This window comes from Pelagibacterium xiamenense (assembly GCF_021166475.1).
GTDB classification, from domain to species: Bacteria; Pseudomonadota; Alphaproteobacteria; order Rhizobiales; family Devosiaceae; genus Pelagibacterium; species Pelagibacterium xiamenense.
Genome location: NZ_JAJOYS010000001.1, coordinates 1,058,030 through 1,082,510, shown reverse-complemented (window position 1 = coordinate 1,082,510; position 24,481 = coordinate 1,058,030). Strand labels below are relative to the sequence as shown.

At 65.2% G+C, this 24,481-nt stretch carries 23 protein-coding genes; 14 read left to right on the top strand and 9 right to left on the bottom strand.

Annotation, left to right across the window (positions count from 1 at the left end; genetic code table 11):
* Position 1: 1 nt before the first annotated feature.
* Positions 2 to 463: an Lrp/AsnC ligand binding domain-containing protein gene (locus tag LSG43_RS05290; RefSeq protein ID WP_231801815.1), complete on the bottom strand. Its 462-nt coding sequence runs from the start codon at positions 461 to 463 to the stop codon at positions 2 to 4.
* A 152-nt stretch (positions 464 to 615) separates the two neighbouring features.
* On the opposite strand from LSG43_RS05290, the gene putA reads away from it, so the two are divergent.
* Entirely contained in the window at positions 616 to 4,308 is a 3,693-nt protein-coding gene (gene putA / locus LSG43_RS05285; protein WP_231801814.1) for a trifunctional transcriptional regulator/proline dehydrogenase/L-glutamate gamma-semialdehyde dehydrogenase, read from the top strand.
* Between the two features lie 227 nt (positions 4,309 to 4,535).
* Here putA and LSG43_RS05280 read toward each other — a convergent pair whose 3' ends face one another.
* Positions 4,536 to 5,873 (bottom strand): dihydroorotase, encoded by a 1,338-nt coding sequence (locus LSG43_RS05280; protein ID WP_231801813.1) that lies wholly within the window; start codon positions 5,871 to 5,873, stop codon positions 4,536 to 4,538.
* 80 nt (positions 5,874 to 5,953) lie between these two features.
* Here LSG43_RS05280 and ygfZ point away from each other — a divergent pair, with 80 nt between their 5' ends.
* The 3 genes from ygfZ to LSG43_RS05265 all read left to right on the top strand — a co-directional run bounded on the left by ygfZ (position 5,954) and on the right by LSG43_RS05265 (position 8,115).
* On the top strand, positions 5,954 to 6,784 hold the full coding sequence (ygfZ, locus tag LSG43_RS05275; protein ID WP_231801812.1) for a CAF17-like 4Fe-4S cluster assembly/insertion protein YgfZ: 831 nt from the start codon (positions 5,954 to 5,956) through the stop codon (positions 6,782 to 6,784).
* A gap of 18 nt (positions 6,785 to 6,802) precedes the next feature.
* Positions 6,803 to 7,411, top strand: a complete 609-nt coding sequence (locus LSG43_RS05270; RefSeq protein WP_231801811.1) for an HD domain-containing protein — start codon at positions 6,803 to 6,805, stop codon at positions 7,409 to 7,411.
* Between the two features lie 161 nt (positions 7,412 to 7,572).
* Positions 7,573 to 8,115, top strand: a complete 543-nt coding sequence (locus tag LSG43_RS05265; RefSeq protein ID WP_231801810.1) for a hypothetical protein — start codon at positions 7,573 to 7,575, stop codon at positions 8,113 to 8,115.
* Position 8,116: 1 nt separating this feature from the next.
* On the opposite strand, the gene LSG43_RS05260 is transcribed toward LSG43_RS05265, so the two are convergent.
* On the bottom strand, positions 8,117 to 9,118 hold the full coding sequence (locus tag LSG43_RS05260) for a cell wall hydrolase (protein ID WP_231801809.1): 1,002 nt from the start codon (positions 9,116 to 9,118) through the stop codon (positions 8,117 to 8,119).
* A 336-nt stretch (positions 9,119 to 9,454) separates the two neighbouring features.
* A complete protein-coding gene (locus LSG43_RS05255) occupies positions 9,455 to 11,737 on the bottom strand; it encodes a putative PEP-binding protein (RefSeq protein WP_231801808.1) in 2,283 nt (760 codons plus the stop codon).
* A gap of 126 nt (positions 11,738 to 11,863) precedes the next feature.
* Between LSG43_RS05255 and ispH the strand changes: the two genes are divergently transcribed.
* From ispH to rnhA, 3 genes are read left to right on the top strand one after another with little or no spacing between them, the layout of a single operon-like run.
* Entirely contained in the window at positions 11,864 to 12,844 is a 981-nt protein-coding gene (ispH, locus tag LSG43_RS05250) for a 4-hydroxy-3-methylbut-2-enyl diphosphate reductase (RefSeq protein ID WP_231801807.1), read from the top strand.
* Positions 12,841 to 13,356: a GNAT family N-acetyltransferase gene (locus LSG43_RS05245; protein WP_231801805.1), complete on the top strand. Its 516-nt coding sequence runs from the start codon at positions 12,841 to 12,843 to the stop codon at positions 13,354 to 13,356. The genes ispH and LSG43_RS05245 overlap by 4 nt, the downstream gene beginning before the upstream one ends.
* A complete protein-coding gene (rnhA, locus tag LSG43_RS05240) occupies positions 13,353 to 13,808 on the top strand; it encodes a ribonuclease HI (RefSeq protein WP_231801804.1) in 456 nt (151 codons plus the stop codon). The genes LSG43_RS05245 and rnhA overlap by 4 nt, the downstream gene beginning before the upstream one ends.
* On the opposite strand, the gene LSG43_RS05235 is transcribed toward rnhA, so the two are convergent.
* From LSG43_RS05235 to LSG43_RS05220, 4 genes are all read right to left on the bottom strand, one after another.
* The gene (locus LSG43_RS05235; protein ID WP_231801803.1) at positions 13,805 to 14,785 is read right to left on the bottom strand and encodes a DUF808 domain-containing protein; all 981 of its coding nucleotides are present in this window, start codon (positions 14,783 to 14,785) and stop codon (positions 13,805 to 13,807) included. The two genes, rnhA and LSG43_RS05235, sit on opposite strands and share 4 nt — an antisense overlap.
* 26 nt (positions 14,786 to 14,811) lie before the next feature.
* Positions 14,812 to 16,848, bottom strand: a complete 2,037-nt coding sequence (gene glyS, locus LSG43_RS05230; protein WP_231801802.1) for a glycine--tRNA ligase subunit beta — start codon at positions 16,846 to 16,848, stop codon at positions 14,812 to 14,814.
* 100 nt (positions 16,849 to 16,948) lie between these two features.
* On the bottom strand, positions 16,949 to 17,314 hold the full coding sequence (locus tag LSG43_RS05225) for a VOC family protein (protein WP_231801801.1): 366 nt from the start codon (positions 17,312 to 17,314) through the stop codon (positions 16,949 to 16,951).
* Between the two features lie 12 nt (positions 17,315 to 17,326).
* Positions 17,327 to 18,262: an alpha/beta fold hydrolase gene (locus tag LSG43_RS05220; RefSeq protein WP_231801800.1), complete on the bottom strand. Its 936-nt coding sequence runs from the start codon at positions 18,260 to 18,262 to the stop codon at positions 17,327 to 17,329.
* A 114-nt stretch (positions 18,263 to 18,376) separates the two neighbouring features.
* Here LSG43_RS05220 and LSG43_RS05215 point away from each other — a divergent pair, with 114 nt between their 5' ends.
* Complete coding sequence (locus tag LSG43_RS05215; RefSeq protein ID WP_231801799.1) at positions 18,377 to 19,030, top strand: TetR/AcrR family transcriptional regulator; 654 nt, start codon at positions 18,377 to 18,379, stop codon at positions 19,028 to 19,030.
* Between the two features lie 48 nt (positions 19,031 to 19,078).
* Complete coding sequence (locus LSG43_RS05210; RefSeq protein WP_231801798.1) at positions 19,079 to 19,564, top strand: GFA family protein; 486 nt, start codon at positions 19,079 to 19,081, stop codon at positions 19,562 to 19,564.
* A gap of 106 nt (positions 19,565 to 19,670) precedes the next feature.
* Here the strand turns inward: LSG43_RS05210 and LSG43_RS05205 are convergent, their stop codons facing one another.
* Positions 19,671 to 20,690: a polyprenyl synthetase family protein gene (locus LSG43_RS05205; RefSeq protein WP_231801797.1), complete on the bottom strand. Its 1,020-nt coding sequence runs from the start codon at positions 20,688 to 20,690 to the stop codon at positions 19,671 to 19,673.
* Positions 20,691 to 20,868: 178 nt separating this feature from the next.
* Here LSG43_RS05205 and LSG43_RS05200 point away from each other — a divergent pair, with 178 nt between their 5' ends.
* The 5 genes from LSG43_RS05200 to LSG43_RS05175 all read left to right on the top strand — a co-directional run bounded on the left by LSG43_RS05200 (position 20,869) and on the right by LSG43_RS05175 (position 24,476).
* Positions 20,869 to 21,588, top strand: coding sequence for a tRNA1(Val) (adenine(37)-N6)-methyltransferase (locus tag LSG43_RS05200; protein ID WP_231801796.1), 720 nt, complete (start codon positions 20,869 to 20,871; stop codon positions 21,586 to 21,588).
* 61 nt (positions 21,589 to 21,649) lie between these two features.
* Complete coding sequence (locus LSG43_RS05195) at positions 21,650 to 22,489, top strand: S49 family peptidase (protein WP_439652012.1); 840 nt, start codon at positions 21,650 to 21,652, stop codon at positions 22,487 to 22,489.
* 2 nt (positions 22,490 to 22,491) lie between these two features.
* Complete coding sequence (locus LSG43_RS05190) at positions 22,492 to 22,716, top strand: hypothetical protein (RefSeq protein WP_231801794.1); 225 nt, start codon at positions 22,492 to 22,494, stop codon at positions 22,714 to 22,716.
* Positions 22,717 to 22,907: 191 nt separating this feature from the next.
* Complete coding sequence (locus tag LSG43_RS05180) at positions 22,908 to 23,831, top strand: glycine--tRNA ligase subunit alpha (protein WP_231801790.1); 924 nt, start codon at positions 22,908 to 22,910, stop codon at positions 23,829 to 23,831.
* An 84-nt stretch (positions 23,832 to 23,915) separates the two neighbouring features.
* Positions 23,916 to 24,476, top strand: coding sequence for a LemA family protein (locus LSG43_RS05175; protein WP_231801788.1), 561 nt, complete (start codon positions 23,916 to 23,918; stop codon positions 24,474 to 24,476).
* Positions 24,477 to 24,481 lie beyond the last annotated feature (5 nt).

Below are 24,481 nucleotides of genomic sequence, written 5' to 3'. Positions count from 1 at the left end.
ATCAGACCGGCAAGGGGCCGTCGGACTTTACCTCTTCCATGACCGGGTAGGTGCGGGTTTCGCTGACGCCCGGGAGGGTGAGGAGTACGTCGCCCAAGAAGGAGCGGTATTGCGACATGCCGGCGAGGCGCGCCTTCAGAAGATAGTCGAAGCCGCCGGCAACCATGTGACATTCGAGCACTTCGGGGACCTTGCGGACGGCCTTGGCGAATTTGTCGAAGGCGTCGGGGGTGGTCTTGTCGAGCGAAACCTCGACGAGGACGAGGAGCTCGAGCCCGACACTCTTGGGATCGACGCGGGCGGCGAAGCCGGTGATGATGCCGTGGGCCTGGAGGCGCTTGAGGCGGTCGCTCATCGAGGTGGGGGCGAGCCCCACGCGCTGGGCGAGCTCGGCATTGGTGACCCGTCCGTCGAGCTGGAGCTCTTTCAGGATGCGCCGGTCTATGCGATCTATTTCCGTCATATGTACGCTCCGCGCAGGATTTTCCAAAAGTTCTACGGGAAAACGCGGAAATATCCAATAGCCCTCCGGATGGAACCGGCACATGCTCGGTGCAATTGCCCTTAAAGCGGCAAGCGACCATAGTTATCATTACAGCACTGAGGCATCCTGCGATGGCTATCGATGCGAAGACCGCGCCCGTTTCCAACGCTCCGGCGCGCCCCTTTTCCGAGTTTCTGGGACGCACGCCGCGCGAGGGCGAGCCGCTGAGGGCGGCGATCACGGCGGCCTACCGGCGGCCAGAGGCCGAGGCCGTGCCGCCGCTTTTAGAAGCGGCGACGGTTTCGAGCGCGGAGGCGGACAAGATCCGCGCGCTGGCGGAAAAGACCGTCAGGGCCATCCGTACCCACGGGCCGGGCTGGGGCATTGACGGGCTGATCCATGAGTATGCGCTTTCGAGCCAGGAAGGCATTGCGCTCATGTGCCTGGCCGAGGCGCTGTTGCGCACGCCGGACAACGAGACGCGGGATCTCCTGATTGCCGACAAGATCGCGCCGGGGAACTGGCAGAGCCATCTGGGCATGGACCGGTCGATCTTCGTCAACGCGGCGACGTGGGGGCTGGTGGTGACCGGGCGGCTGGTGACGCCGGTGGACGAGCAGGGACTTTCGAACGCGCTGTCGCGGCTCGTCTCGCGCTCGGGCGAACCGGTGATCCGGGCCGGGGTCAAAATGGCGATGAAGATGCTCGGCGAGCAGTTCGTCTGCGGGCAGACGATCAAGGAAGCCATCAAGAACGGCAGGCGGCTGGAGGAAAAGGGCTTTTCCTACTCCTACGACATGCTCGGGGAGGCCGCGACGACGGCCGAGGACTCCCAGCGCTATATGGACGACTATGTCCGGGCCATCCACGCCATCGGCAAGGCGGCCAAGGGCAAGGGGCTTTACGAGGCGCCCGGGATTTCGATCAAGCTCTCGGCGCTCCATCCGCGCTATGCGCGGGCACAATATGACCGGGTGGTGGGGGAATTGCTGCCGCGGCTCAAGGAGCTTGCGGCGCTGGCCAAAGGCTATGGGATCGGGCTCAACATCGATGCGGAGGAGATGGACCGGCTCGAGATTTCGCTCGATCTGCTCGAGGCGCTGGCGATGGACCCGGCCTATGCGGGCTGGGACGGGATCGGTTTTGTCGTTCAGGCCTATTCCAAGCGCTGCCCCTATGTTCTCGACTGGATCATCGACCTTGCAAAGCGCAGCGGGCACCGGATCATGGTGCGGCTGGTGAAGGGCGCGTACTGGGATTCTGAGATCAAGCGCGCGCAGATCGAAGGGCTCGAGGATTTCCCGGTCTTTACCCGCAAGGTGCACACGGATGTGAGCTATATCGCGTGCGCGCGGAAGCTTCTGGACGCGCGGGCGCATGTGTTTCCGCAGTTCGCGACGCATAACGCGCAGACGATGGCGACGATCTATACGCTGGCCGGGCCGGACTTCAAACGCGGCGACTACGAGTTCCAGTGCCTGCACGGGATGGGCGAGCCGCTTTATAACGAGGTCGTACCCAAGGAGAAGCTGGACCGGCCGTGCCGGATCTACGCGCCGGTGGGCAGCCATTCGACGCTTCTGGCATATCTGGTGCGCCGGCTTTTGGAGAACGGAGCGAATTCGAGCTTCGTCAACCAGATCGCCGATGAGGATATCCCGGTCGGGCGGCTGGTGGCCGACCCGGTGGCGGTTGCGAAGGCGATTTCGCCGGTGGGGTCGAAGCACCCCGATATCGCGCTGCCCAAGGACATTCTCGCGCGGGGGCGGACCAATTCGCGAGGGCTCGACCTGAGCAACGAAGATGCGCTGATCGCGCTTTCGGAGGCGCTGGACGCGACCGTCGAGACGGAGTGGACTGCGGGCGAGGACAAGGGCGGCCCGAACCGGCCGTCGGTCAATCCGGCCGACCACCGCGACGTGGTCGGGATGGTCCATGAGCCGACCGAGGCGATGGTACCGGAGGTGATGGCGCGGGCCAGCGCGGCTGCGCCCGGGTGGGCCGCCGAGGCGCCCTCAGCGCGCGCGGCGATCCTTTATCGCGTCGCCGATGCAATGGAAGACCGCATGGAGCGCTTCATGGCGCTGGCCATGCGCGAAGCCGGAAAGACGGCGGCGAACGCGGTTGCCGAGGTGCGCGAGGCGGTCGATTTCCTGCGCTATTACGGACAGCAGGTGGACGAGACGTTCGACAACGCGACCCATCGTGCGCTCGGGCCGGTGGTGTGTATTTCGCCGTGGAACTTCCCGCTTGCGATCTTCACCGGACAGGTGGCCGCGGCGCTCGGGGCGGGCAATCCGGTCGTCGCCAAGCCGGCGGAAGAGACGCCGATCATCGCGCAGGAGGCAGTGCGCCTGTTCCACGAGGCCGGGGTGCCTCAGGACGTTCTGCAGTTCATACCCGGCGACGGGTCGATCGGCGCGGCGCTCGTTGCTCATGAAGCGGTGTGCGGGGTGATGTTCACCGGGTCGGTTCCGGTGGCGCACGCGATTGCACGGCAACTGGCCGGGCGGACGCTGCCCAATGGCGCGCCGATCCCGCTGGTGGCGGAAACCGGAGGGCAGAACGCACTCGTCGTCGACAGTTCGGCGCTGACCGAACAGGTGGTGCTCGATGTGATCGCCTCGGCCTTCGACAGCGCGGGGCAAAGGTGTTCGGCGCTGCGGGTCCTGTGCCTGCAGGAGGAAGTGGCCGACCGGACGCTCGAGATGCTCAAGGGCGCAACGCGCGAGCTGACGCTGGGTAAACCCGACCGGCTTGCGACCGATGTCGGCCCGGTGATTACCGAAGAGGCGCGTGACACTATCGCCGGGTATATCGAGAGGATGCGGGAGAAGGGGTTCAATGTGACGACGCTGGACCTGCCTGGGTCCACCGCACACGGCACCTTCGTGCCGCCGACGATCATCGAACTCAAGGATATTTCCGATCTCGGGCCCGAGGTGTTCGGGCCGGTGCTGCACGTGGTGCGCTACAAGCGGAACGCGCTCGATGCGCTGATCGAAAAGATCAACGCGCTCGGGTACGGGCTCACCTTCGGGCTCCATACGCGGATCGACAAGACCATGGCCGACGTCGCGGGCGCGGTCGAAGTGGGCAATATCTACATCAACCGCAACCAGATCGGCGCCGTGGTCGGGGTGCAGCCGTTTGGCGGGCACGGGCTCTCGGGCACGGGGCCGAAGGCCGGCGGGCCGCTATACCTGCGGCGCCTGGTTTCGACGACGAGCCGGAAGGTGTTCGACCTGCCGCTGCGGCAGCCCGGCCCGACCCTGCAGGGGCTTGCCGAATGGGTCGACGCGCGAGACGAGGATCAACTCGCCGACGCGGTTCTGCGGTACGGACGGCATCCGGCGATCAATGCGGAGAGCGAACTCAGCGGTCCCGTGGGTGAGAAGAACGTCTATCTCACGCACGGCAAGGGCGTGGTGCTCGTCGCGCCGCAGACGCTGACGGGGCTGGCGCATGGGTTGGCAGCAGCGCTGGCGGCGGGCAATGACGCCGTGGTCGAGGGCGGCAGCGAGATCGAGGCACTGGTCGCGTCGCTGCCGCAGGAGATCGGTTCGCGCGTCAAAATGGCGGGCGCTGAGGACTTCGAGCGGGCCGATGCGGTGCTCGTCGAAGGCGATGCGGAGACGGTCGGCGCGATGAGCCGCCGGGCGGCGGAGCGCGAGGGGGCGATCGTCCTGGTACAGGGATTTGCGACCGGGCTGCTCGAGAGCGGCGAGGCGGTTTATGCCGTGGACCTGCTCGTCAACGAGGTGGCGATCAGCACGAATACGGCGGCGGCTGGCGGGAATGCGAGCCTGATGGCAGTGGCTTAGGTTCAGGGTTGCGCTATGCGCGCCGAACACCCCTACCCTTAATCCCTCCCCACAAGGGGGAGGGAGACCATGCAGTGCCTGGCGCGCCGATAATGACTTGGGGGGCGCCGATTTTTTCGGCTTGCGCCAAATCCCCGCAAAAGGGGGAGGTGCCGGGCTGTACTCGCGGTGGCCCGTCATTCGAGACGCGGCCATCCTGCTCGTTGGAAGGTGTGCCGCCGGGTGCCCTACCCCTCCGGCTGCAGTGTTTCCATGAAGCGGATGGGTTGGCCCTGGGCGGGGGTGACGAGTTCGTTTTCCCACATCACGGTTGCGCCGCGGATGACGGTGCCGACCGGCCAGCCCTTGACCGAAACGCCGTCATAGGGCGTCCAGCCGGCCTTCGAGGCGACCCAGTCGTTGGTGATGGCTTCGGTGCGGTTCATGTCGACGACGGTCAGGTCCGCGTCGTAGCCCACCGCGATGCGGCCCTTGCAGGCGAGATTGAAGAGGCGGTTGGGGCCGTGGCTGGTCATGTCGACGAAGCGCTGGAGCGAGAGGCGGCCGGCGTTGACGTGGTCGAGCATGATGGGGACGAGGGTCTGGACGCCGGTCATGCCCGAGGGGGACGCCGGGTAGGGCTTGTCCTTTTCCTCACGCAGATGCGGGGCGTGGTCCGAGCCGAGGATATCGGCGACGCCGTTGGCGACGCCTTTCCAGATGCCCTCGCGGTGCTCGGCGTCGCGAACGGGCGGGTTCATCTGCGCATAGGTGCCCAGCCGCGTATAGGCGGTCTCGTCGAGGGTCAGATGGTGCGGGGTGACTTCGACGCTCGCAACGTCCTTGTGACCGGCAAGGTATTCGATCTCTTCTTTCGTCGAGATGTGGAGGACGTGGATGCGCTTTCCGGTCTTGCGGGCGAGGCCGACGAGACGCTTCGTGCTCTTGAGCGCCGCTTCGGGATCGCGCCAGAGCGGGTGTGAGGACGGGTCGTTTTCGACGCGGACGGATTTACGCTCTTCGAGGCGGTATTCGTCTTCGGAATGGAAGGCCGCGCGGCGCGAGATGGCGCTGAGGATCGCTTCGACGCCCTCGTCGTCGGCAACGAGCAGCGAGCCGGTCGAGGAGCCCATAAAGACCTTGACGCCCGCGCAGCCTGGGAGGCGTTCGAGAACCGGGAGATCGGCGGTATTTTCGCGGGTGCCGCCGATATAGAAGGCAAAATCGCAGTGCATGCGGTTCGTCGCGCGGGCGATCTTGTCCTCGAAGGTTTCGCGGCTGGTGGTGAGGGGATTGGTGTTGGGCATTTCGAAAACGCCCGTCACCCCGCCCATGACAGCCGAGAGCGAGCCGGTTGCGAGGTCTTCCTTGTGGTCGAGGCCGGGTTCGCGGAAGTGGACCTGGGTGTCGATGACGCCGGGGAGGATGGTCAGCCCGGTGCAATCGACGATCTTATCGGCGGTGGCGGTGGAAAGCGAACCGATGGCGGCGATCTTGCCCTTGGAAACGCCGATATCGGCACCACCTATGCCATCGTGGTTGACCAGCGTGCCGCCTTTGAAGAGACAATCGAAGTGGCGACTCATGGCAAACGCTCCCGGTGGTGGTGGTAATTGCTACCGGGTGTAGCGGAGCGCGGGACGCGGAGTCCAGATTGGAGCCTGAAATGACCGTTTATTTGCGTGCGGATCGTATCGTTTTCCGGTTTTCCGGACCCGATGCGACGCATCTTCTGGGTGATGTCCTGACCGCGCCCGTCGACGAGACCGAGGGTGTGGCGCGCTGGTTCGCGCTTTTGACGCCACAGGGCAAGATCATCGCCGAGGGTTTGATCGGTTGGGCCGAGGGCGCGCACTGGGTGGATGTCCATGAGAGCGTGGCGGAGAATTTCCACAAGCGCATGCGGATGTACAAGCTGCGCGCCAAGCTCGAGATCGAGATGCTGAACGAGAGCCACCGCGTGGGCTGGGCCGAGGCGGCACCGGAGAACGGGATCGTCCATGCGGACGCGCGCGGCGAAGAGCTCGGCTATCGCGTGATCGCGGAAGCCGGCGCGGCGGCGGACTGGACTGAGGGCGATGCGCCGGAGGCGGCGCGGGTCGGCGCGGGCATTGCGGCGCTGGGGTGGGACTTCGATACCGAGGATGCGTTCCCGCACGATATCGGGATGGACCAGCTCGGCGGCGTCGATTTCAAGAAGGGATGCTATGTGGGCCAGGAAGTGGTCTCGCGCATGCAGCATCGCGGAACGGCGCGGCGGCGGCCGGTGATCGTCTCGGGGGTCAAGGCAGCGGCGCGCGGGGACACCCTTCTACTGAGCGGCAAATCGGTCGGCGCGATCGGGACGCCGGTCGGCGGCAGTGCGGTCGCCATCGTCCGTCTCGACAAGGTGGGCGAAACGGATCAGGTGACGCTCGACGACGCGCCCGTGCAGCTTGCCCTGCCCGGGTGGGCGCGCTACGGTTTCGCTGTCGAGATGACCGATTCCGAACAGTAATCAAGACACGGGGGCCGGATGGCAAGGGCACAATCGCGCGCCTGGCAGCGCATGCTTTCGGGCCGCCGGCTCGACCTTCTGGACCCCTCCCCGCTCGACGTGGAACTATCCGACATCGCCCACGGGCTGGCGCGGGTCGCGCGCTGGAATGGGCAGACGCGGGGCGATTATGCCTATTCGGTCGCTCAGCATTCGGTGCTCGTAACCGAGATCGTCGGGGCGATGGACACCGATATCGACGACGTCACCCAGCTTTATGCGCTTTTGCACGACGCGCCCGAATACGTGATGGGCGACATCATCTCCCCGTTCAAGGCGGCGATGGGGGGCAATTACCGTGAGGTCGAGGAACGGCTCCTGAGCGCCATCCATATCCGGTTCGGGCTGCCCGCAACGCCGCCGACCGCGGTGCGCAAGCTCATCAAGCGCGCCGACAAGGAAGCGGCGTTCTTCGAGGCCGTGAACCTTGCAGGGTTCGGGGCGGACGAGGCGCGCAAGATTTTCGGTGAGCCGACGCTGGCGGGCTTCGACCTGCCGGGGTTCGAGCGGCTGATTCGCCCCTGGCCGACCCAGGAAGCCCATGAGCGCTTCGTGGGCGTTTTCGACAGCCTTTTCGTAGAGCGCTGAAGCCGGAACCCGCCGGTTCCCAGGCTTTGGCCAACGCATTGAAATCCTTAAAGTTTGAATCGAATTTTAGGTATTAACCGTCGCGAAGGAAGGGCTTTGCGTTAACGGGCCGGAAAGGTTGATAAAGTGTTAACGCAACGTTGACGCTTTGAGGATTGGCCATGCGACCCGCCCGTTACAAGCCCGCCCACCACAGCACGCTGATCGCCCCGCATATCCGGGTCGCGGTGGCGTTTTTGTTCATCTGTGTTGCGCTTTTGGGGGCAAGCGGGGCGTTTGCGGACGAAGACGCGCCACTTTCCAATCTCGTGACGTTCGAGGGGCGGGATTACGACGTTACGGCCGAGGACTGGGTGTCGCTCGAACCGACCAGCACGGCGAGCGTGCGCAAGATCGGCTATGGCAAAGTGACCGAGGTCAACATCGCGACGACGGCGACCGGGGTCTATTCGAGCGACGCGATCGTTTCGCCCTATGTGCAATATCCGGGGATCGAGGTGCGGCCGGTGTTTTCGCCGCGCAAACTGTGGCAACTGGTTTCGGAGGCGACGCTGTCATATAGGGGGACGCGGGGCACGTCGTCTTCGATCCTGATCTGGGGCGAGGCGCCGAACGGGCTCCAGACCTACACCAGGATCACCGATCTGGGGCTGCACTCGTGCATGTCGGGCGGCAGCTTCATGGCGTGCTACACCAACCGGTAGCCTACCCGAACAGCCAGCCGGGCTTGAACCTATAGAAAACGTGAAGGCCGACCTGGGTGACCTGCTCCATGTTGCGGGCCCAATGGGGGCGGACATAGGTCGCGTGGTAGTGGGTCGCGTCGGCCACTTCGGAAAGATAGATATCCTCGTTGAGAACTTCGGCGGTGATCTCCTTGGCCTGCGCCCAGGCGTCCGGCTCGTTGATGCGGTCGGCGATGCCGTCGCAGGCGAAGGAGAACTGGCAGGCGTTGCGCCGGTGCTGGTTCTGGTAGACTACGCCGCAGATGGTGTCGGGGTAATTATGGTGCGCGACGCGGTTCATGATGACCTGCGCAACGGCGACCTGGCCGCGATAGCTTTCGCCGCGCGCTTCGAAATAAATGCCGGTGGAGAGGCACCACTGCTCGCGCTCTGAATAACTGTGCCGCGGGGTGAAATCGGTCGCGGGGGTGTTGGCGCGGGCGTAGGCGAGCGTCTCGGGGACATCGACCGGCGCGGGATTGCCGGACACGGCGTCGATGGCCGCGAGCCCGCCCGAGGAGACCATTTCGGGGTCTATGGAGGCAACGGACATCCGCGGGCCGCCTTCGTCCTCTGTCTCCGCCACCATCACCGCCGACTGCCGGGTGACGTTCGCATCTTCGAGCGAGCGGGCCGAGGCGATGGCCATGCGCGCCTCGTCGAATGCGCCGGAGAATTCGGCGATGTCGGTTGGCGGCGCGGCGCGGCCGGTCTTGCCCAAACGGTTCGGGCCGGTGAACACGGCGTTTTCGAACAGCGGCGCGACGGAGCCCGTGATGACCGGGGTGCCGGCTTCATAGCTCAGGAACGCGGCGGGCGTCGCGGGCATTTCGGTAGCGGGATCGAAGGTGCGGCTGCCGCCGGTGGGAACCGTGGTCATGCCAAAAAGCGAAAGGCTGAGCGCGAGCCCCAAAACGGCACGCGCTGGTCTGAGCGATGCACGGGCCCTTTTTGCCCGCACCGGGTGCTGCCGATACGCCATACTTTCACGCCAACTACTTTATATCGGTGCGACAGCGCCCCCAAGGGCCGGTCAGGCGCACCGAACGCCACGCAACTCTTCGGCAGTACGCGAGCCCGGCAGGCGGCTTTCAAAGCCCTCCGCAGCGGCTCAAATCGTGACCGCAAGCCCCGTGATGCCCAAAAGCAACACAAACCCGATCAAATGCCGACAATCGGGATGATCGATTATTAAGGTTAGAAAGGTGTAAACAGGGGCATTCGGGCGCGGGCAGGGAGACAATCGGGCGCGGGCGAGGAAATTTTCCGGCACAGATGTGACAGCAAGGCTGACCAAATTTGAGTGCGGCGGCGCGGGCTACACATCCTCCTGCGCCAGCACCATGCGCGCGACCGGGACGCGGTAGGGGGAGCAGCTTACGTAGTCGATATCGAGGCTGGAGAAGAATTGCAGGGAGCGCGGTTCGCCCGCGTGTTCGCCGCAGATGCCGACCTTGAGATGCGGATTGACCGCCCTGCCCCGTTCGATGGCAATGCGGATCAGCTCGCCCACGCCGCGCTGGTCGATGGTGACGAAGGGATCGACGTCGTAAAGCGCGCGGCGGTGATAGGTGGCGAGGAAAGCGGGGGCGTCGTCGCGGGAGATGCCGTAGGTGGTCTGGGTCAGATCGTTGGTTCCGAAGGAGATGAAATCGACTTCCCGCGCGATATCGCCGGCGCGCAGGCAGGCGCGGGGGAGCTCGATCATGGTGCCGAAGGCGAGGCTGGCGCCCTCGCGGAAGACCTCGGCGTTGCCGACGAGGTCGCGCACGCGGGATTTGACCCAGGCGACCTCGCGCGCGGAGGTAACGAAGGGCACCATGATCTCGAGATTGACCGGCTGGTCCTGGTTGTCCATGGCCGCCTCGACGCCGGCGACGAGGGCGCGGATCTGCATCGAGAGGATTTCGGGATAGGTGATGATGAGCCGGCAGCCGCGATGCCCGAGCATGGGATTGACCTCGACGAGACGTTCGAGCCGGGCGTGGAGCGCCTTGACCGAGAGCCCGAGGGCGGACGCGGTTTCCTCGATATCGTCTTCGGCGCGGGGCAGGAATTCGTGCAAAGGCGGGTCGAACAGGCGGACGTTGACCGGCTTGTTCTGCATGGTGGCAAAAAGCGCTGCGTAGTCGGCGGCCTGGTAGTCGACGAGCCCTTCGAGCGCGGTGGCGCGGTCGTCCTCGCTTTCCGAGAGAATAAGACGCCTGAGCGCGAGCATGCGGTCGGAGGAAAAGAACATGTGCTCGGAGCGCGCCAACCCGATGCCTTCGGCGCCGAAGCTCAGCGCAGTGCGCGTGGCCTCGATGGTTTCGGCGTTGGTGCGCACGGCAATGGTGCGGCTGTCGTCGGCCCAATCGAGCAGTCGCGAGAGCGCGCCGCCGATGTGTGGACGCGAGAGCGGCAGCGCGCCGGCGAAGACCTGGCCCTCGGTGCCATCGATAGTGATCTTGTCGCCGGCGGCAAAGCTGCGCTCGCCGATCCGGCAGGTGCCGCTCGAAGCGTCGATCTGCAGTGCCTTGACGCCGGCGACGCAGGGCTTGCCGGTGATGCGCGCGACCACCGCGGCGTGGCTCGTCATGCCGCCGCGGGCGGTCAGGACACCGGTTGCCGCCTTCATGCCCTCGATATCGCCGGGGCCGGTTTCCATGACAACGAGGATGCAGTGGCGCCCCCGGGCGCGGACGCGGGCGGCGTCTTCGGGGGAAAAGACGATCTCGCCGCTGGCTGCGCCCGGGGAAACGCCGAGACCGCTGGCGAGCGGCTCGGTGCCCGCGCCGTCGGCAAGCCTGGGGTGCAGCAATTGCGGCAGTTGCGAAGGGTTGAAGCGGCGGACGGCTTCGGCGGGGGTCCAGACCTTGCGGTCGACCCTGTCGACGGCGGCTTCGAGTTGCGCGCCGGCGCTCACTTCCACCGCGCGGGCGGAGAGAAATTGCGCTTCCTCGCCAGCGATCGCGACGACGCAGGCCATATGCTGGCCCGAGGCCGCGTCGAGCGCCTTGGCAAGGTCGAGGGCGCTTTGCGGCAGTTTGGGCAGGCGGTCGCCGGGGAGAGCGACGGGACCGAAGGCGCCGGTCGAGGTGTCGCGCGTGAGGAATTGCTCGAGCCGGCCTGAAGCTTTGGCCTGGACAACCACGATCTGGTTTTCGCGCGCTTCAAGTTCGGCTTCGCCGGCCCAGCCTTCGGGAGCACCGTATGAGGCGAAGGCCGCGGCGATGGCCTTGCCGAGGGGGCGCTCGGTATCGACGGCGTCCTCCTCGCTTTGTGGCGCGGGAATACCGATCTTGGCGGGCTTCAAACCAGGCAGATGCTTTGGCGCTGAGGTCCTGACCACGAGGTCGGGCGGCTGGCTGCCGGGCTTGACGAGCTTGAAGAGCGTCGCGACCCAGACCTTGCGCAGGCTGTCGCTGCGGGTTGTGCGCTCGGCCTGCAGCGCATCCCAGGATGCACGGGTGATTGCGATGGTGGGGACGACCGGCAGCCCCGCCTCGGCCATGGAATAGACCCACAACGCCTTGCCCACCAGAAGCCGTATCTGGCTCTTGGCGAGCGACGGCAGGCCCATGGCCGGCGCGAGCGCAAACATCTGCTGGGAAGGTGCCACCGGAAAATCCCTTTGATTCCCGGCCATATTGCCCATGACCGGGGCATTGGGCAACAGCCCACGCTGCGGTCAATTGACCGAATATCGTGGCTTGACTTGGGCGGGGGGAAACCGCATGTCAGGGCTATGAGCGCCAAACCCCTTCTCGATATCTATTTGTGCGCCCCGCGCGGGTTCTGCGCGGGCGTCGACCGCGCCATCCAGATCGTCGATCTGGCGCTCAAGAAGTACGGCGCGCCCGTTTATGTGCGGCACGAGATCGTGCACAACAAATACGTCGTCGACGGGCTGCGGGCCAAGGGCGCGGTATTTGTCGAGGAGCTTTCGGAAATCCCCGCCGGAACCGAGGCGCCGGTGATATTCTCCGCGCACGGGGTTGCCAAATCGGTGCCGGAGGAAGCGCGGCACCGGAACATGTTCTATCTCGATGCGACCTGTCCGCTGGTCACCAAGGTGCATGTGGAGGCCCAACGGCATGCCGAGGAAGGACGCGATATCGTCCTTATCGGACACAAGGGGCATCCCGAAGTCATCGGCACGATGGGGCAGCTGCCGCCGGGCAAAATCACGCTCGTCGAAACCGTTGCGGACGCGGAGACCTTCGCGCCGCGCGATCCGGCCAATCTGGCGCTCGTGACGCAGACGACGCTTTCGGTGGACGACACATCTGCCATCGTGATGGTGCTCAAGAGCCGGTTCCCCGAGATTGCCGTGCCGCACAAGGAAGACATCTGCTATGCGACCACCAACCGGCAGGAGGCCGTGAAGGCCGTGGCGCCGAAGGTCGATGCGATGATCGTCGTGGGGGCGCCCAATTCGTCGAACTCGATGCGGCTTGTGGAAGTGGGCGAGCGCGCCGGGTGCCGGGTTTCGGTGCTGGTGCAGCGGGCAAGCGATATCGACTGGGACCAACTCGAAGGCGTCACCTCGATCGGGATCACCGCCGGGGCGTCGGCGCCCGAGGCGCTGGTCGAAGAGGTGATCGACGCGTTTGCGGAGCGGTTCGCGGTTCAGGTCGAGATGGTTTCAACGGCGGACGAGAATATCGCCTTCAACATCCCGCGCGTCCTGCGCGAACTCGAAGCGGCGTCCGGGCACGTGGCGTGAGCGAGACGGTTCTCGAAACCGAGCGGCTGGTCCTCGAAAGCTGGACAATCGATCAGCTCGACGATCTTGTGGCGCTGCACGGCGACCCTGTGGTCACGCAATATCTGACGATCTCGGGAACCGTGTGGACCCGCGACATGGCGCGCGCGGCGCTTGAAAGCTGGATCGGGCTTTATGAGACCCGGCGGCTTGGGAAACTGCGCGTGCGGCGGAAATCCGACGCGCGGTTCATCGGGCGGGCCGGGTTCGGGATTTACGCGGGCGAGCCCGAGCTTGGCTATACGTTTTTTCGCGAGCATTGGGGACAAGGCTACGCGACCGAGGCGGCCGCGGGATTGCGCGACTGGTATTTCGCAAGCACGGACGAACCGCGCTTTATCGGGCTCGCGGATACGCGCAATACCGCCTCGATCCACGTCCTCAAGAAGATCGGGATGACACCGACGCATGTCGCGGACGCCGAGGGCGGGCTCAAGACGCAGTTTCTCAAAATGGAGCGGCCCGAAGGATGAGCCAGAGCGTGGTGATCCATACCGATGGAGCATGCTCGGGCAATCCCGGCCCGGGAGGCTGGGGGGCGATCCTGCAATATGGCGGGACCACAAAAGAGCTCAAGGGCGGCGCGCCGCTGACGACCAACAACCAGATGGAACTGACCGCGGCCATCGAGGCGCTCAACGCCCTGAAACGACCGTGCACGGTCGAAATTTATACCGACAGCCAATACGTCAAGAACGGCATCAATGGCTGGTTGTTCTCTTGGAAAAAGAACGGCTGGAAGACAGCGGCGAAAAAGCCGGTGAAGAATGTCGAACTCTGGCAGGCGCTCGATGCAGCGGTATCGCGGCACACGGTCAACTGGCACTGGGTGCGCGGACATGCCGGGCACGACCTCAACGAGCGCGCCGATCAACTCGCCAATGAGGGGATGGCGCCGTTCAAAAAGGGCGCGCGGGCGGGTTAGTGCGCCGCGGGCTTTTCCTTGCGGAATATCCCGAGCACAGGCGCGATTGCGTATTCGGCGACCGGTATCAATACGAAGCCCACAATGAGCCCGAGAATGCCGGCCAGGGTGGCCGTGGTGAGCCAGCCGATGACGCCGCCGATGGCAGGAACGATGGCTTCGACCGCGTGGGCGGCGTCTTCGATCCAGTGTTCGGGGGCGTCGAGGCCGAAGCCGGCCAGTCCATGAACGATGATGCCGCCGCCGACCCAGACCATTGCCGCGGTGCCCACGAGCGCGAGGGTTTTCATGAAACCCGGCATGGCCTTGACGATGCCGCGGCCGAGCGCCCTGCCCCAGCCGGTGCGGCCGTTTTTGGCGAGGTAGAGGCCGAAATCGTCGGCCTTTACGATGAGCGCCACGCCGCCATAGACGATACCGGTGATGCCGAAGGCGACGAGGGCGAGAACAGCGGCCTGATAGGCGATATTGCCCGAAGGGATCGCGGCAAGGGCGATTGTCATGATTTCGGCGGAGAGGATGAAGTCGGTCTTGATGGCGCCGGCGACGCGCTCGGCCTCGAGCTTGTCCGCATTGGCGGGGGACGGTTCCACCTTGGCTTCATGATGATGCGCCTGGTGGGGGAAGAGCATCGCGAATATTTTTTCCGCGCCCTCATAGCAAAGATAGGCGCCGCCGATCATCAGCAGCGGATTGATCAGCCAGGGCAGAAACAGGCTCAAAAGCAGCGCCGCGGGGAGCAGGAAGATCAGCTTGTTCTTGATGGATCCGATCGCGATCTTGCGCACGATGGGCAATTCGCGTTCGGGCGAAAAGCCATGAATGTAGCGCGGCGTGACTGCCGCGTCGTCGATTACCGCACCGGCAGCCTTGGCCCCGGCTTTCATCGCCTGCCCGGCGATATCGTCGAGCGAGGCAGCGGCGACCTTGGCGATGGCGGCGACGTCGTCGAGGAGGGCGATAAGGCCGACGCTCATGGGGTGGCTCCGTCTTTGTTTTTCGCTTATCCGGCGACCTTACCGAAATCGGCGACAAGGTGCATCGTGTCGCGGAGTCTGGCGAGGAGGTTGAGGCGGTTGGCGCGAATGGCGGGATCGGTGTCGTTGACGAGCACGGCCTCGAAGAAGGCATCGACCGGCGCGCGGAGCGCCGCGAGCGCGCTGACGGCGCCTGCGTAGTCGTCGGCGGCGAGCTTGGCGTCGACGGCGGTGCGGGCAAGGTCGATGGCGGTTGCCAGTTCGGTTTCCTCGGGGGCGGTGAGGGCCTTGGCGTCGACGCCGCCGGTATAGGCCGTGTTGTCCTTCTTCTCCTCGGCGACGACGATATTAACGGCGCGCTTATAGCCCGCAAGGAGCGCCTTGCCGTCGTCAGTTTCAAGCAGCGTGCCGAGCGCGGTGACGCGGGAGACGATCTGGAGGATGTCGTCGCTGTCCCCGGAAATGACGGCGTCGACGAGGTCGTGACGGGCGCCGGCGTCGCGGAGGGAGACCTTGAGGCGGTCGTGGAAGAAGGCGAGGAGGTCGCCGTTCTTCACGAAGGCGTTGAGGGCGAGGCGCAGGTCGTTCTCCGTAATAATACGGATCACACCCAGCGCGGCGCGGCGCAGGGCGTAGGGGTCCTTGCTGCCTGTCGGCTTTTCGTCGATGGCCCAGAAGCCGGTGAGGATGTCGAGCTTGTCGGCGAGTGCGACGGCGATGGCGACGGGATCGGTGGGGACGCGGTCGGAGGGGCCGAGCGGCTTGTAGTGGTCCTCGATGGCGGCGGCGACCTGAGGCTTTTCGCCTTGCGCGAGGGCGTAATAGCGGCCCATCAGGCCCTGCAGCTCGGGAAATTCGCCGACCATGCCTGTGGGGAGGTCGGCCTTGGAGAGCTGCGCGGCACGCCGGGCGTCGGTGACGTCGGCGCCGACCAGCGGTGCGATTTCGGCGGCGAGTTTTTCGATGCGGGCGACACGCTCGGCCTGCGTGCCGAGCTTGGCGTGGAAGACGACGTTTTCAAGCTTCGGAAGATTGTCCGCGAGCGGCGTTGCCAGGTCGGTGTCGTAGAAGAACTTGGCGTCCGAGAGCCGCGCGCGGATGACGCGCTCATTGCCCGAAACGATGGTCTTGCCGTCGTCCTCGGCGACGAGGTTGGAGGTGAGGATGAACCGGTTGGCGAGTTTGCCGGTGGCCGCGTCGCGCAGGCAGAAGCATTTCTGGTTGGCGCGGATGGTGGCGATGATGGCTTCCTCGGGGACCGAGAGGAAGGCTTCGTCGAAGCTCCCCATCATGACGACGGGCCACTCGACGAGGCCGGCGACTTCTTCGAGAAGCCCCTCGTCCTCGATGAGCTCGAGCCCCTGGGCGAAGGCGAGCTGGCGGGCGTCGGCGCGGATGATGTCCTTGCGCCGGTCGATATCGAGGACGACTTTCGCCTTTTCGAGCGCCTGTACGTAGTCGTCGAAGCGGCGGACCTTGATCGCGTCGGGGGCGAGGAAGCGGTGGCCGAAGGTCTGGTTGCCCGTCGCGATGCCGTCGATCTCGAACGGCACGATTTCGGGCTCCTCGCCCTCGGGGCCGAAGGTGGCGGTGACGGCGCGCAGGGGGCGCACCCATTCGAGCCGCCCCGAACCCCAGCGCATGGGCTTGCCCCAGGGGAAGGACTGCACCGTTTTGGGCAGGATGTCCTTGAGGATCTCGATGGCCGGGGCGCCCTTTTTCTCGATCACCGCGACGTAGAAATCGCCCTTTTTGGGGTCGGACTGGATCTTGGCCTCGTCGATAGAACCAAGCCCGGCGCCGCGCAAAAAGCCCTCGACGGCCTTGTCGGGAGCGCCGACCTTGGGGCCCTTGCGCTCCTCGCGGGTGTCGGGGGATGCGGCAGGCAAGCCGGTGACGGTCAGCGCGAGGCGGCGCGGGGTGGCGAAGGCGCCGGCGCTTTCATAGACAAGGCCGCTATCGACGAGGGCGTTGGTGACGGCTTTCTTCAAGTCCTCGGCAGCGCGGCGCTGCAGGCGGGCGGGAATTTCCTCGGAAAAGAGCTCGAGCAACAATTCGGGCATGATGTCGATGGCCTTGGGCGGGTCTAACGTGTTGCGCGAAGCGGTAGCAGGGGATGGAGCGAAAGTCCATTGGGTGGGGGCGGCGCGAAGCGAGGGTATCCTACGGCGTCCCGATCACCATGCGGTTGCCCTCGCTGTCGCGGAATTCGGCGACGGTGCGGCCGGGTTGCCAGGCGGGCTCGTGGGGTTCGGTGATAATCTCGACGCCCTTGGCGCGGAGGCCTTCTATTGCGGCGGCGACGTCGCGCTCGACGAGCACGAGGACGGGCATGTCGGAGGGTGCGTCGTTTTCGCGGCGGATGAAGTGGAGGTGGGTCCGGGCGCCGGGGAAGCCGAGTTCGATCCAGCGCCAGCCGTCCTTACCCATGGGGGCGTCGGCGGCGACGGTGCAATTGAGGTTTTCGGTATAGAAGGCCTTGGCGCGGTCCTGGTCGAATACGGGCAGTTCGGCGAATTGGATGTGCATTTTCAAGGCTCCCTAATTGGCGCTCAAGCTCTGGTGCAGCGTTTGGGCGAAGGTCTGCGGGTCCTGTTCGAACCCTGTATGATCGCCGGGGAAGGTGACGGGAGCAACATCGAGCGCGCTGGCGAGCGCGCGGCTCATTTCGGAGATGGGCATGCCCTCCGATTGCGCGCCGATGCCGACGATGACGGGCACCTCTGAGGTCTTGAGGGTCTCGACGTCGGGGCGGTAGAGCGAGAGGGGCAGCATGCCGTGGGCGAGCCAATATTCGAAATTGCCTGCAACGCGCGCGAAGGTTTCGGCGGCCTCGGGGGGCATGTCGAATTCGGGCGGGGCGGCTGAAAGGTCGGCGGCGCCGAAGAACATGGCCATGGCGGCGTCCACCCCCTCGGTCTTGTAGGTTTCGTAGACCTTCTGATCGAAGGCGATGGCCTCGGCGGGGTCGTCGAGGAGCATGGTCGTGGGCGGTTCGTGCGCGAGGAGCGCCTTGACCTTTCCGGGATAGCGGGCGGCGAGGTTGAGCCCGATCTGGGCGCCGCCGCTGGTGCCGAAGACGTACGCACTGCCCTGCCCCAGCGCGTCGATGAGCGCGGCGGCGTCATCGGCCTGGGTGTCGAGATCGAGCGGCTGGACGGCGCCATCGAAACTTGAGCGCGAATTGCCGCGCGGGTCGTAGGCGACGACGGTGTAGCGGTCCGAAAGCGCGCTGGCGAGGCCGGCGAAGACCCCTGCATCCTGCGGGCCGCCGGGGATAACGAGCAGCATCGGCCCCTGCCCCCAGCGTTCGTAGTAAAGCGTTGCGCCGGGCACTTTGAGGGTGCCGGTTTCCGGCGACTGGGTCATGGCGGTTTCTCCCTGGATTGGGGTTTGCTGAGCGTGGGCCGGCCCGGCTTGCGGCACAAGGCTCAGACCCGCTGCAAGTGCGGCGAGCAGGAATGCGGACGTCGTCATGGCGTGGCCTTTCCAACTAGAACTAGACCGTCCAGTACTGCATGGCTTGCGGAGAACTAGACTGTTCAGTACTATCGAGTCAACAGCAAACTGATTTGGACGGTTGAAGGTTTGATGACGAAGGCGGCGCCGGACGGGCGCGGGCGGGACGATCCAGGGGGGTCGCGCTCGGAGAAAAAGCGCAAGGCGATCCTCGATGCCGCGACCGAGATCTTTCTGGTCAACGGGTATCTGGGGACCAATATGGACGAGATCGCGGCGCGCTCGGCCGTGTCCAAGCAGACGGTCTACAAGCACTTTACGAGCAAGGAGGCGCTGTTCGTCGAGATCGTCTCCTCGATGACGGATATGGCCGGCGACCTCGTGCATGAGGAGGCGCCCGCTGTCGATAGCGAGAACGTTGCGGCCTATCTTGAGGACTATGCCTTTCGCCAGCTCTATATCGTTTTGACCCCGCGCATCATGCAATTGCGGCGGCTGGTGATCGGCGAGGTGCCGCGGTTTCCCGAGCTGGCGAAGGTGCTCTACGAGCGTGGGCCGATGCGGGCGATCGCGACGCTGGCGCGGATTTTCGAAACACTCAAAGCGCGCGGCGTGCTCGCCTTCGAGGACGCGGAGAGAACGGCGGCGCATTTCAACTGGCTGGTGATGTCGACGCCGCTCAACCGCGCAATGCTTCTGGGCGACGATGCGATCCCCGGGCTCGAGGAATTGCGCAAGGAGGCGCATGAGGGCGTGCGCGTGTTTCTGGCCGCCTATGGCGCATGAGGGCGTGCGCGTGTTTCTGGCCGCCTATGGCGCAAAAGGAGAGCACCGGTGACACAGGAAAAGCGCATGGCGCGGTGCCATTGCGGCGCTGTCGAGATCGAGGCGCGCGGCAAGCCGATCGCGCATATCGCGTGCTATTGCGACGATTGCCAGGCGGGCTCTTCTGCGGTGGGTGCTCTGGCTGCCGATGGCGGGACGGACTATCTGGTCTATCGCGAGGACCGAATCGCCACGGCTAAAGGCGGGGACCTTTTGGAGGCCCGCAAGCTCAAAGCCGGGTCCGCGACGCGCCGGATGGTCGCGACGTGCTGCGGAACGCCGATCTTTATGGACTTCGCCGACGCCCGGCACTGGGTTTCCCTTTATAGCGGGCGGTTCGCGGAAAGCGTCCCGCCGCTCGAGGGGCGGATCTGCGTCAAATACGCCCCCGAACCCGCCGCTCTGGGGGGCGACGTGCCGCTTTCGGAGGGCTATCCGGCGCGGTTCATGCTGCAATTGCTCGGGGCACGCGTGGCGATGCTGTTTGGACGATAGTCCCGGCGGCGTGCGACCCCGGCGCTGGAAGCCGAAAGAAGACGATCGCGACGTCCCCCCGCAGATGGGAGTTCCGAAGCGGCGTTGGCAGCAGCGCCGGTGCGGCCTAATAGGCTCTCGCCGTGCAGAATTCTGGGACGTCGTAAAGGATGTCGTGGCACTTCGAGGGCGGGATGCCGGCCAGCGCGGCGCGCGCGGCTTCGGCGTGGCGCTCGGCCTTGGCCATGGTCTGGGCGAGCGTTCCGTAACGGTTGAGGATGACCAGAACCGCCTCGAGTTCTGCCTCGCCCGCTTCGGTCCTGCCGAGGGCGGATTCGATGACGCGACGTTCCTCGGACGTCGCCGCCTCGATCGCGAGGATGACGGGCAAGGTCATCTTGCCCTCGCGCAGGTCGTCGCCGGTGTTCTTGCCCAACGCGCCCTTGGCGCCACCGTAGTCGAGCACGTCGTCGACGAGTTGGAATGCCATGCCCAGTTCGCGGCCATAGGCGGCGAGGGCCTTGCGCGCCACCGGGTCGGCTCCGCCGGCCATGGCGCCCACCTCGGTCGCCGCTTCAAAGAGCGTGGCGGTCTTGGCGTGGATGATCTTTTCGTAGTCGGCTGGGGTGGTCGCAAGATCGCCGGCCTTGGCGAGCTGGAACACCTCGCCCTCGGCAATCACCGCAGCGGCACGCGAGAGAACGCCCAGCGCGTCGAGATCGCCCGATTCCACCATCATCAGGAAAGCCTGCCCCAGAAGGAAGTCGCCCACCAGAACTGAGGCCTGGTTGCCCCAGATGGTGCGCGCGGCGGGACGGCCGCGGCGCATGTCGCTCTCGTCGACGACGTCGTCGTGCAGGAGCGTGGCGTTGTGCATGAATTCGACCGCAGCGGCGAAACGGACGCCGTTGCCTTCGGCCGTGCCAAAAAGCGCCGCCGCGCCGAGGGTCAGCATGGGGCGCAACCGCTTGCCACCGGCATCTATCAGGTGATTGGCGATTTCGGGGACCATGTCGACGGGGGAATCGGACCGGGACAGGATCAGTCGGTTGACCGCGTCCATGTCCGCGCGCGTGGCCGCAATCAGGCGGTCCATAACGCCGGAACTTTCGGCCTCGTACTGTTTCGCCAAGCTCTCAACCGGCATAAGTCAGATCTCTTTTCGCGAAGACGGCCCCGTCCCTAGGCCATCGCGTTGCAAACGTCTATTGTTGTCTTCTCGTCACCCGGAGGCGGCGCGCGCACAGCAGAATATGTCGGTAAACCAGACGCCCGGTTTTGTAAAACATCAAGACACCACAATCGATGCCTTTCTGGGCGGCAAATTGTCCATTTGCCAGCCCAAAGGGGGGTTTCGGGCCGGGCTCGATTCGGTGCTTCTCGGCGCCAGCGTGCCGCCGGGCACGGGCAAACTGCTCGATATGGGCGCAGGCGCCGGTGTCGCCGGACTGGTGGCACTGGCGCATGGGCCGGACATGCGGGTGCATCTCGCCGAGATCGACGCGGACATGGCCGCGCTTGCCCGGACCAATGCCGACGGCAACGGGTTTGGGGGGCATGTGGACACACTGGTCGTCGATGTTACCGCGCCCGGTGCGGCGCGAACGGCGGCGGGGCTGGAGACCGACATCTACGACGTCATCATCGCCAACCCGCCTTATTTTGGCAACGGGACGCTCGCGCCGGACGGCGCGCGGGCCCGTGCGCGGCACATGAACGGGGCCGCGATCGAAGCGTGGGTGAAGACTGCCGTTTCTTCGGGACATGCGCACGCAGAAGTGATCTTCATCCATACGGTTTCCGCCCTGCCCCACCTGCTCGCGGCATTCACCGCGCGCATGGGCGCGGTTACCGTTTTGCCCATAGCGGCCCGACCGGAAACGCCCGCCAGCCGGGTATTGATTTCAGGGCGCAAGGGCTCGCGCGCGCCGCTGACGCTGCTGCCACCGCTCGTGCTGCATGGCGCTACCGGGAACGCTTTTTTGCCCCATGTGGACGCGGTCTTCCGCGGAAATACGGCGCTGGACTGGCGAAACGCGGGCTAAATGCCTAAATGCTCGGCTAGTAACGAGGAGTGGAGCCCCCATGACCGAAACCGCCGCCGCCATGCCGACCGCCACCGCGCCGCTGCCCTGGTACAGGCGCATGATCGCACGGGGCGGGCCCGTCATCCCCGTCGTGCGGCTGCAGGGGGTCATCAGCGCCGAGCAGCGGCCGGGCCGGCTCAATATCGCGAGCGTCAATCCGCTCCTCGAGAAGGCGTTCGCGTTCAAGGCCGCGCCGGTGGTGGCGATCGTCGTCAATTCGCCAGGCGGCTCGGCGGTGCAATCGCGGCTGATCGCGCAGCGCATCCGGCAGCTGGCCGACGAGAAGAACAAGAAGGTGCTCGTTTTCGTCGAGGACGCGGCGGCGTCGGGCGGGTATTTCATCGCCACCGCGGGGGACGAAATCATCGCAGACCCCTCCTCGCTCGTGGGGTCGATCGGGGTGATCTTTTCGAGCTTCGGGCTTGTCGAAGCCATCGACAAGCTGGGGGTGACGCGGCGGCTCTATACGGCGGGCAGGAACAAGTCGCTGCTCGATCCGTTCCAGCCGGAAAAGGAAGAGGATATCGCGCGGGTGAAGCAGCTGGGATCGGATATTCACGAGGTCTTCATCGACTACGTCAGGGACCGGCGGGGCGAGAGGTTCAAGGTCGGAGAGGACGTGCTCTATACCGGCGAGTTCTGGACCGCCAGGCGCGGGCTCGAGATGGGGCTGATCGACGCGCTGGGGGACGTCTATTCGACGCTGCGCGAGCGGTTCGGGAAGACCGTCAAACTCAAGACCATTGCGCCCAGGCGCGGCTGGTTTGCCCTGCCCCGGTTCGGGCTGGGCGCCGATGCTGCCGCCGAGGCGATCGCGCGGATCGAAGACCGGCTGGCCTGGTCGCGGCTGGGGCTTTAAGCATGGGACTTTCGACACTTGTCGGCATCGCGGTTGCGATCCTTATCGGCCTGGGCCTGCGCTCGATCGCACGCGATTGGCGCAAGAAGTTCGAGGAAGACGACAAAGCCGCCGAGGTGCGCAAGAAAGCGCAGCAGGAGCGCAACCGCCAAGAGGCAAAACGCCCCGATGTGGTGACACTCGAACGCGGCGAGGACGGGGTGTACCGGCCGGGCCGGAAGGACTGAGATGCGTCGCAATCAGTGGTGGAAGCGCAGTTGTGCGATTTCCAGCCTCTGATCGCTTCTTGTTCCCGAAATACGATAGACAAGGCGGTGCTCGCGCGTCACACGGCGGATGGCGCCGCGGAGGGCCGCTTGACCTTGTCATGCGCCCAAACTAGGTTCGCGCGGCTTTTGCTTGAACCGCCGAGACCATAATGCCCGCTACGCCCTCGCCTCACATGGACCCCCGGAACTCCTTTCAGGGGCTCATCCTGACGTTGCAGCATTTCTGGGCCGAGCAGGGCTGTGTGATCCTGCAGCCTTACGACATGCAGATGGGTGCCGGGACGTTTCACACGGCGACGACGCTGCGCGCGCTCGGGCCCAAGCCGTGGAACGCTGCCTATGTGCAGCCCTCGCGGCGGCCGACCGACGGGCGGTATGGGGAGAACCCAAACCGGCTGCAGCATTACTACCAGTTTCAGGTGATCCTCAAACCTTCGCCGGCCAATATCCAGGACCTCTATTTGCAATCGCTGGCGGCGATCGGGCTGGATTCGAAGGTCCACGACATCCGCTTCGTCGAGGACGACTGGGAAAGCCCGACGCTGGGCGCGTGGGGGCTCGGATGGGAGTGCTGGTGCGACGGGATGGAGGTTTCCCAGTTCACCTATTTCCAGCAGGTCGCGGGGTTCGAATGTTCGCCGGTGCCCGGGGAGATCACCTACGGGCTCGAGCGGCTGGCGATGTATGTGCAGGGGGTCGAGAACGTCTACGATCTCAACTTCAACGGCGGCGGGGGCAATTCCAAGGTCACCTATGGCGATGTGTTCCTGCAGAACGAACGGGAGTTCTCCAAGTACAATTTCGAGGCCGCCGACACCAAGATGCTGTTCGCGCATTTCGCGGACGCGGAAAAGGAGTGCCTGGCGCTGCTCGCGGCCGGGGACGAGGGCGACAGGCATACGCTGGCCGTGCCCGCCTATGAGCAGGTGATCAAGGCGAGCCACACGTTCAACCTTCTCGATGCGCGCGGCGTGATCTCGGTGACCGAGCGCCAGAGCTACATCCTACGCATCCGCGAGCTTGCCAAACAGTGCGGGGCCGCCTGGCTCAAGACCGAGGGCGGCGGGGCGTAGCGCCGCTTCCATGCATAACCCATTGATATTGCGGCACCCCGGTGCGAAAGTCTCGCGGAGGCAATCGCCAGGAGGGATGCGGATATGGGTTGGGTTATCTTGGTGCTCGTGGTGGCGGTCGTTGGGTACGCCATCGTTCTTTACAACAGCCTCGTCAAAAACCGGCAGCTGACCGAGGAGGGCTGGTCGGGGATCGACGTGCAGTTGAAGCGGCGGGCGGACCTTATTCCCAATATGATGGAAACCGTCAAAGGCTATATGGGCCATGAGCGCGAGACGCTGCAGGCGGTGACGGATGCGCGCGCGGCGGTGCAGGCGGCGCAGAACGGCACGCCGGGCGAGCGCGGGCAGGCCGAGGGGCTGTTGTCGGGCGCGCTGGGACGGCTGTTTGCGGTGGCGGAGGCCTATCCGGACTTGAAAGCCAATACGACCTATCTGGAATTTCAGGAGGCGTTGCAGACCGTCGAGCATGAGATCCAGCTGTCGCGGCGGTATTACAACGGTGCGGTGCGCAATCTCAATGTGTCGGTGGAATCGTTCCCGTCCAACATCGTCGCAAACAGCTTCGGGTTCACCAAGGCGGAGTACTTCGAGCTCGAAAACGAGACCGACCGCGCCGTGCCGGAGGTGAGCTTCGCACGGTGACGCCC

Coding starts and splice junctions, on each gene's coding strand:
- glyS (WP_231801802.1), bottom strand. CDS start 16,848: ATGCCCGAATTGTTGCTCGAGCTCTTTTCCGAGGAAATTCCCGCCCGC.
- LSG43_RS05205 (WP_231801797.1), bottom strand. CDS start 20,690: ATGCCGGTTGAGAGCTTGGCGAAACAGTACGAGGCCGAAAGTTCCGGC.
- putA (WP_231801814.1), top strand. CDS start 616: ATGGCTATCGATGCGAAGACCGCGCCCGTTTCCAACGCTCCGGCGCGC.
- LSG43_RS05235 (WP_231801803.1), bottom strand. CDS start 14,785: ATGAGCGTCGGCCTTATCGCCCTCCTCGACGACGTCGCCGCCATCGCC.
- LSG43_RS05190 (WP_231801794.1), top strand. CDS start 22,492: ATGGGACTTTCGACACTTGTCGGCATCGCGGTTGCGATCCTTATCGGC.
- LSG43_RS05265 (WP_231801810.1), top strand. CDS start 7,573: ATGCGACCCGCCCGTTACAAGCCCGCCCACCACAGCACGCTGATCGCC.
- LSG43_RS05280 (WP_231801813.1), bottom strand. CDS start 5,873: ATGAGTCGCCACTTCGATTGTCTCTTCAAAGGCGGCACGCTGGTCAAC.
- ispH (WP_231801807.1), top strand. CDS start 11,864: ATGAGCGCCAAACCCCTTCTCGATATCTATTTGTGCGCCCCGCGCGGG.
- LSG43_RS05270 (WP_231801811.1), top strand. CDS start 6,803: ATGGCAAGGGCACAATCGCGCGCCTGGCAGCGCATGCTTTCGGGCCGC.
- LSG43_RS05215 (WP_231801799.1), top strand. CDS start 18,377: ATGACGAAGGCGGCGCCGGACGGGCGCGGGCGGGACGATCCAGGGGGG.
- LSG43_RS05175 (WP_231801788.1), top strand. CDS start 23,916: ATGGGTTGGGTTATCTTGGTGCTCGTGGTGGCGGTCGTTGGGTACGCC.
- LSG43_RS05260 (WP_231801809.1), bottom strand. CDS start 9,118: ATGGCGTATCGGCAGCACCCGGTGCGGGCAAAAAGGGCCCGTGCATCG.
- LSG43_RS05195 (WP_439652012.1), top strand. CDS start 21,650: ATGCCGACCGCCACCGCGCCGCTGCCCTGGTACAGGCGCATGATCGCA.
- LSG43_RS05220 (WP_231801800.1), bottom strand. CDS start 18,262: ATGACGACGTCCGCATTCCTGCTCGCCGCACTTGCAGCGGGTCTGAGC.
- LSG43_RS05225 (WP_231801801.1), bottom strand. CDS start 17,314: ATGCACATCCAATTCGCCGAACTGCCCGTATTCGACCAGGACCGCGCC.
- rnhA (WP_231801804.1), top strand. CDS start 13,353: ATGAGCCAGAGCGTGGTGATCCATACCGATGGAGCATGCTCGGGCAAT.
- LSG43_RS05290 (WP_231801815.1), bottom strand. CDS start 463: ATGACGGAAATAGATCGCATAGACCGGCGCATCCTGAAAGAGCTCCAG.
- ygfZ (WP_231801812.1), top strand. CDS start 5,954: ATGACCGTTTATTTGCGTGCGGATCGTATCGTTTTCCGGTTTTCCGGA.
- LSG43_RS05180 (WP_231801790.1), top strand. CDS start 22,908: ATGCCCGCTACGCCCTCGCCTCACATGGACCCCCGGAACTCCTTTCAG.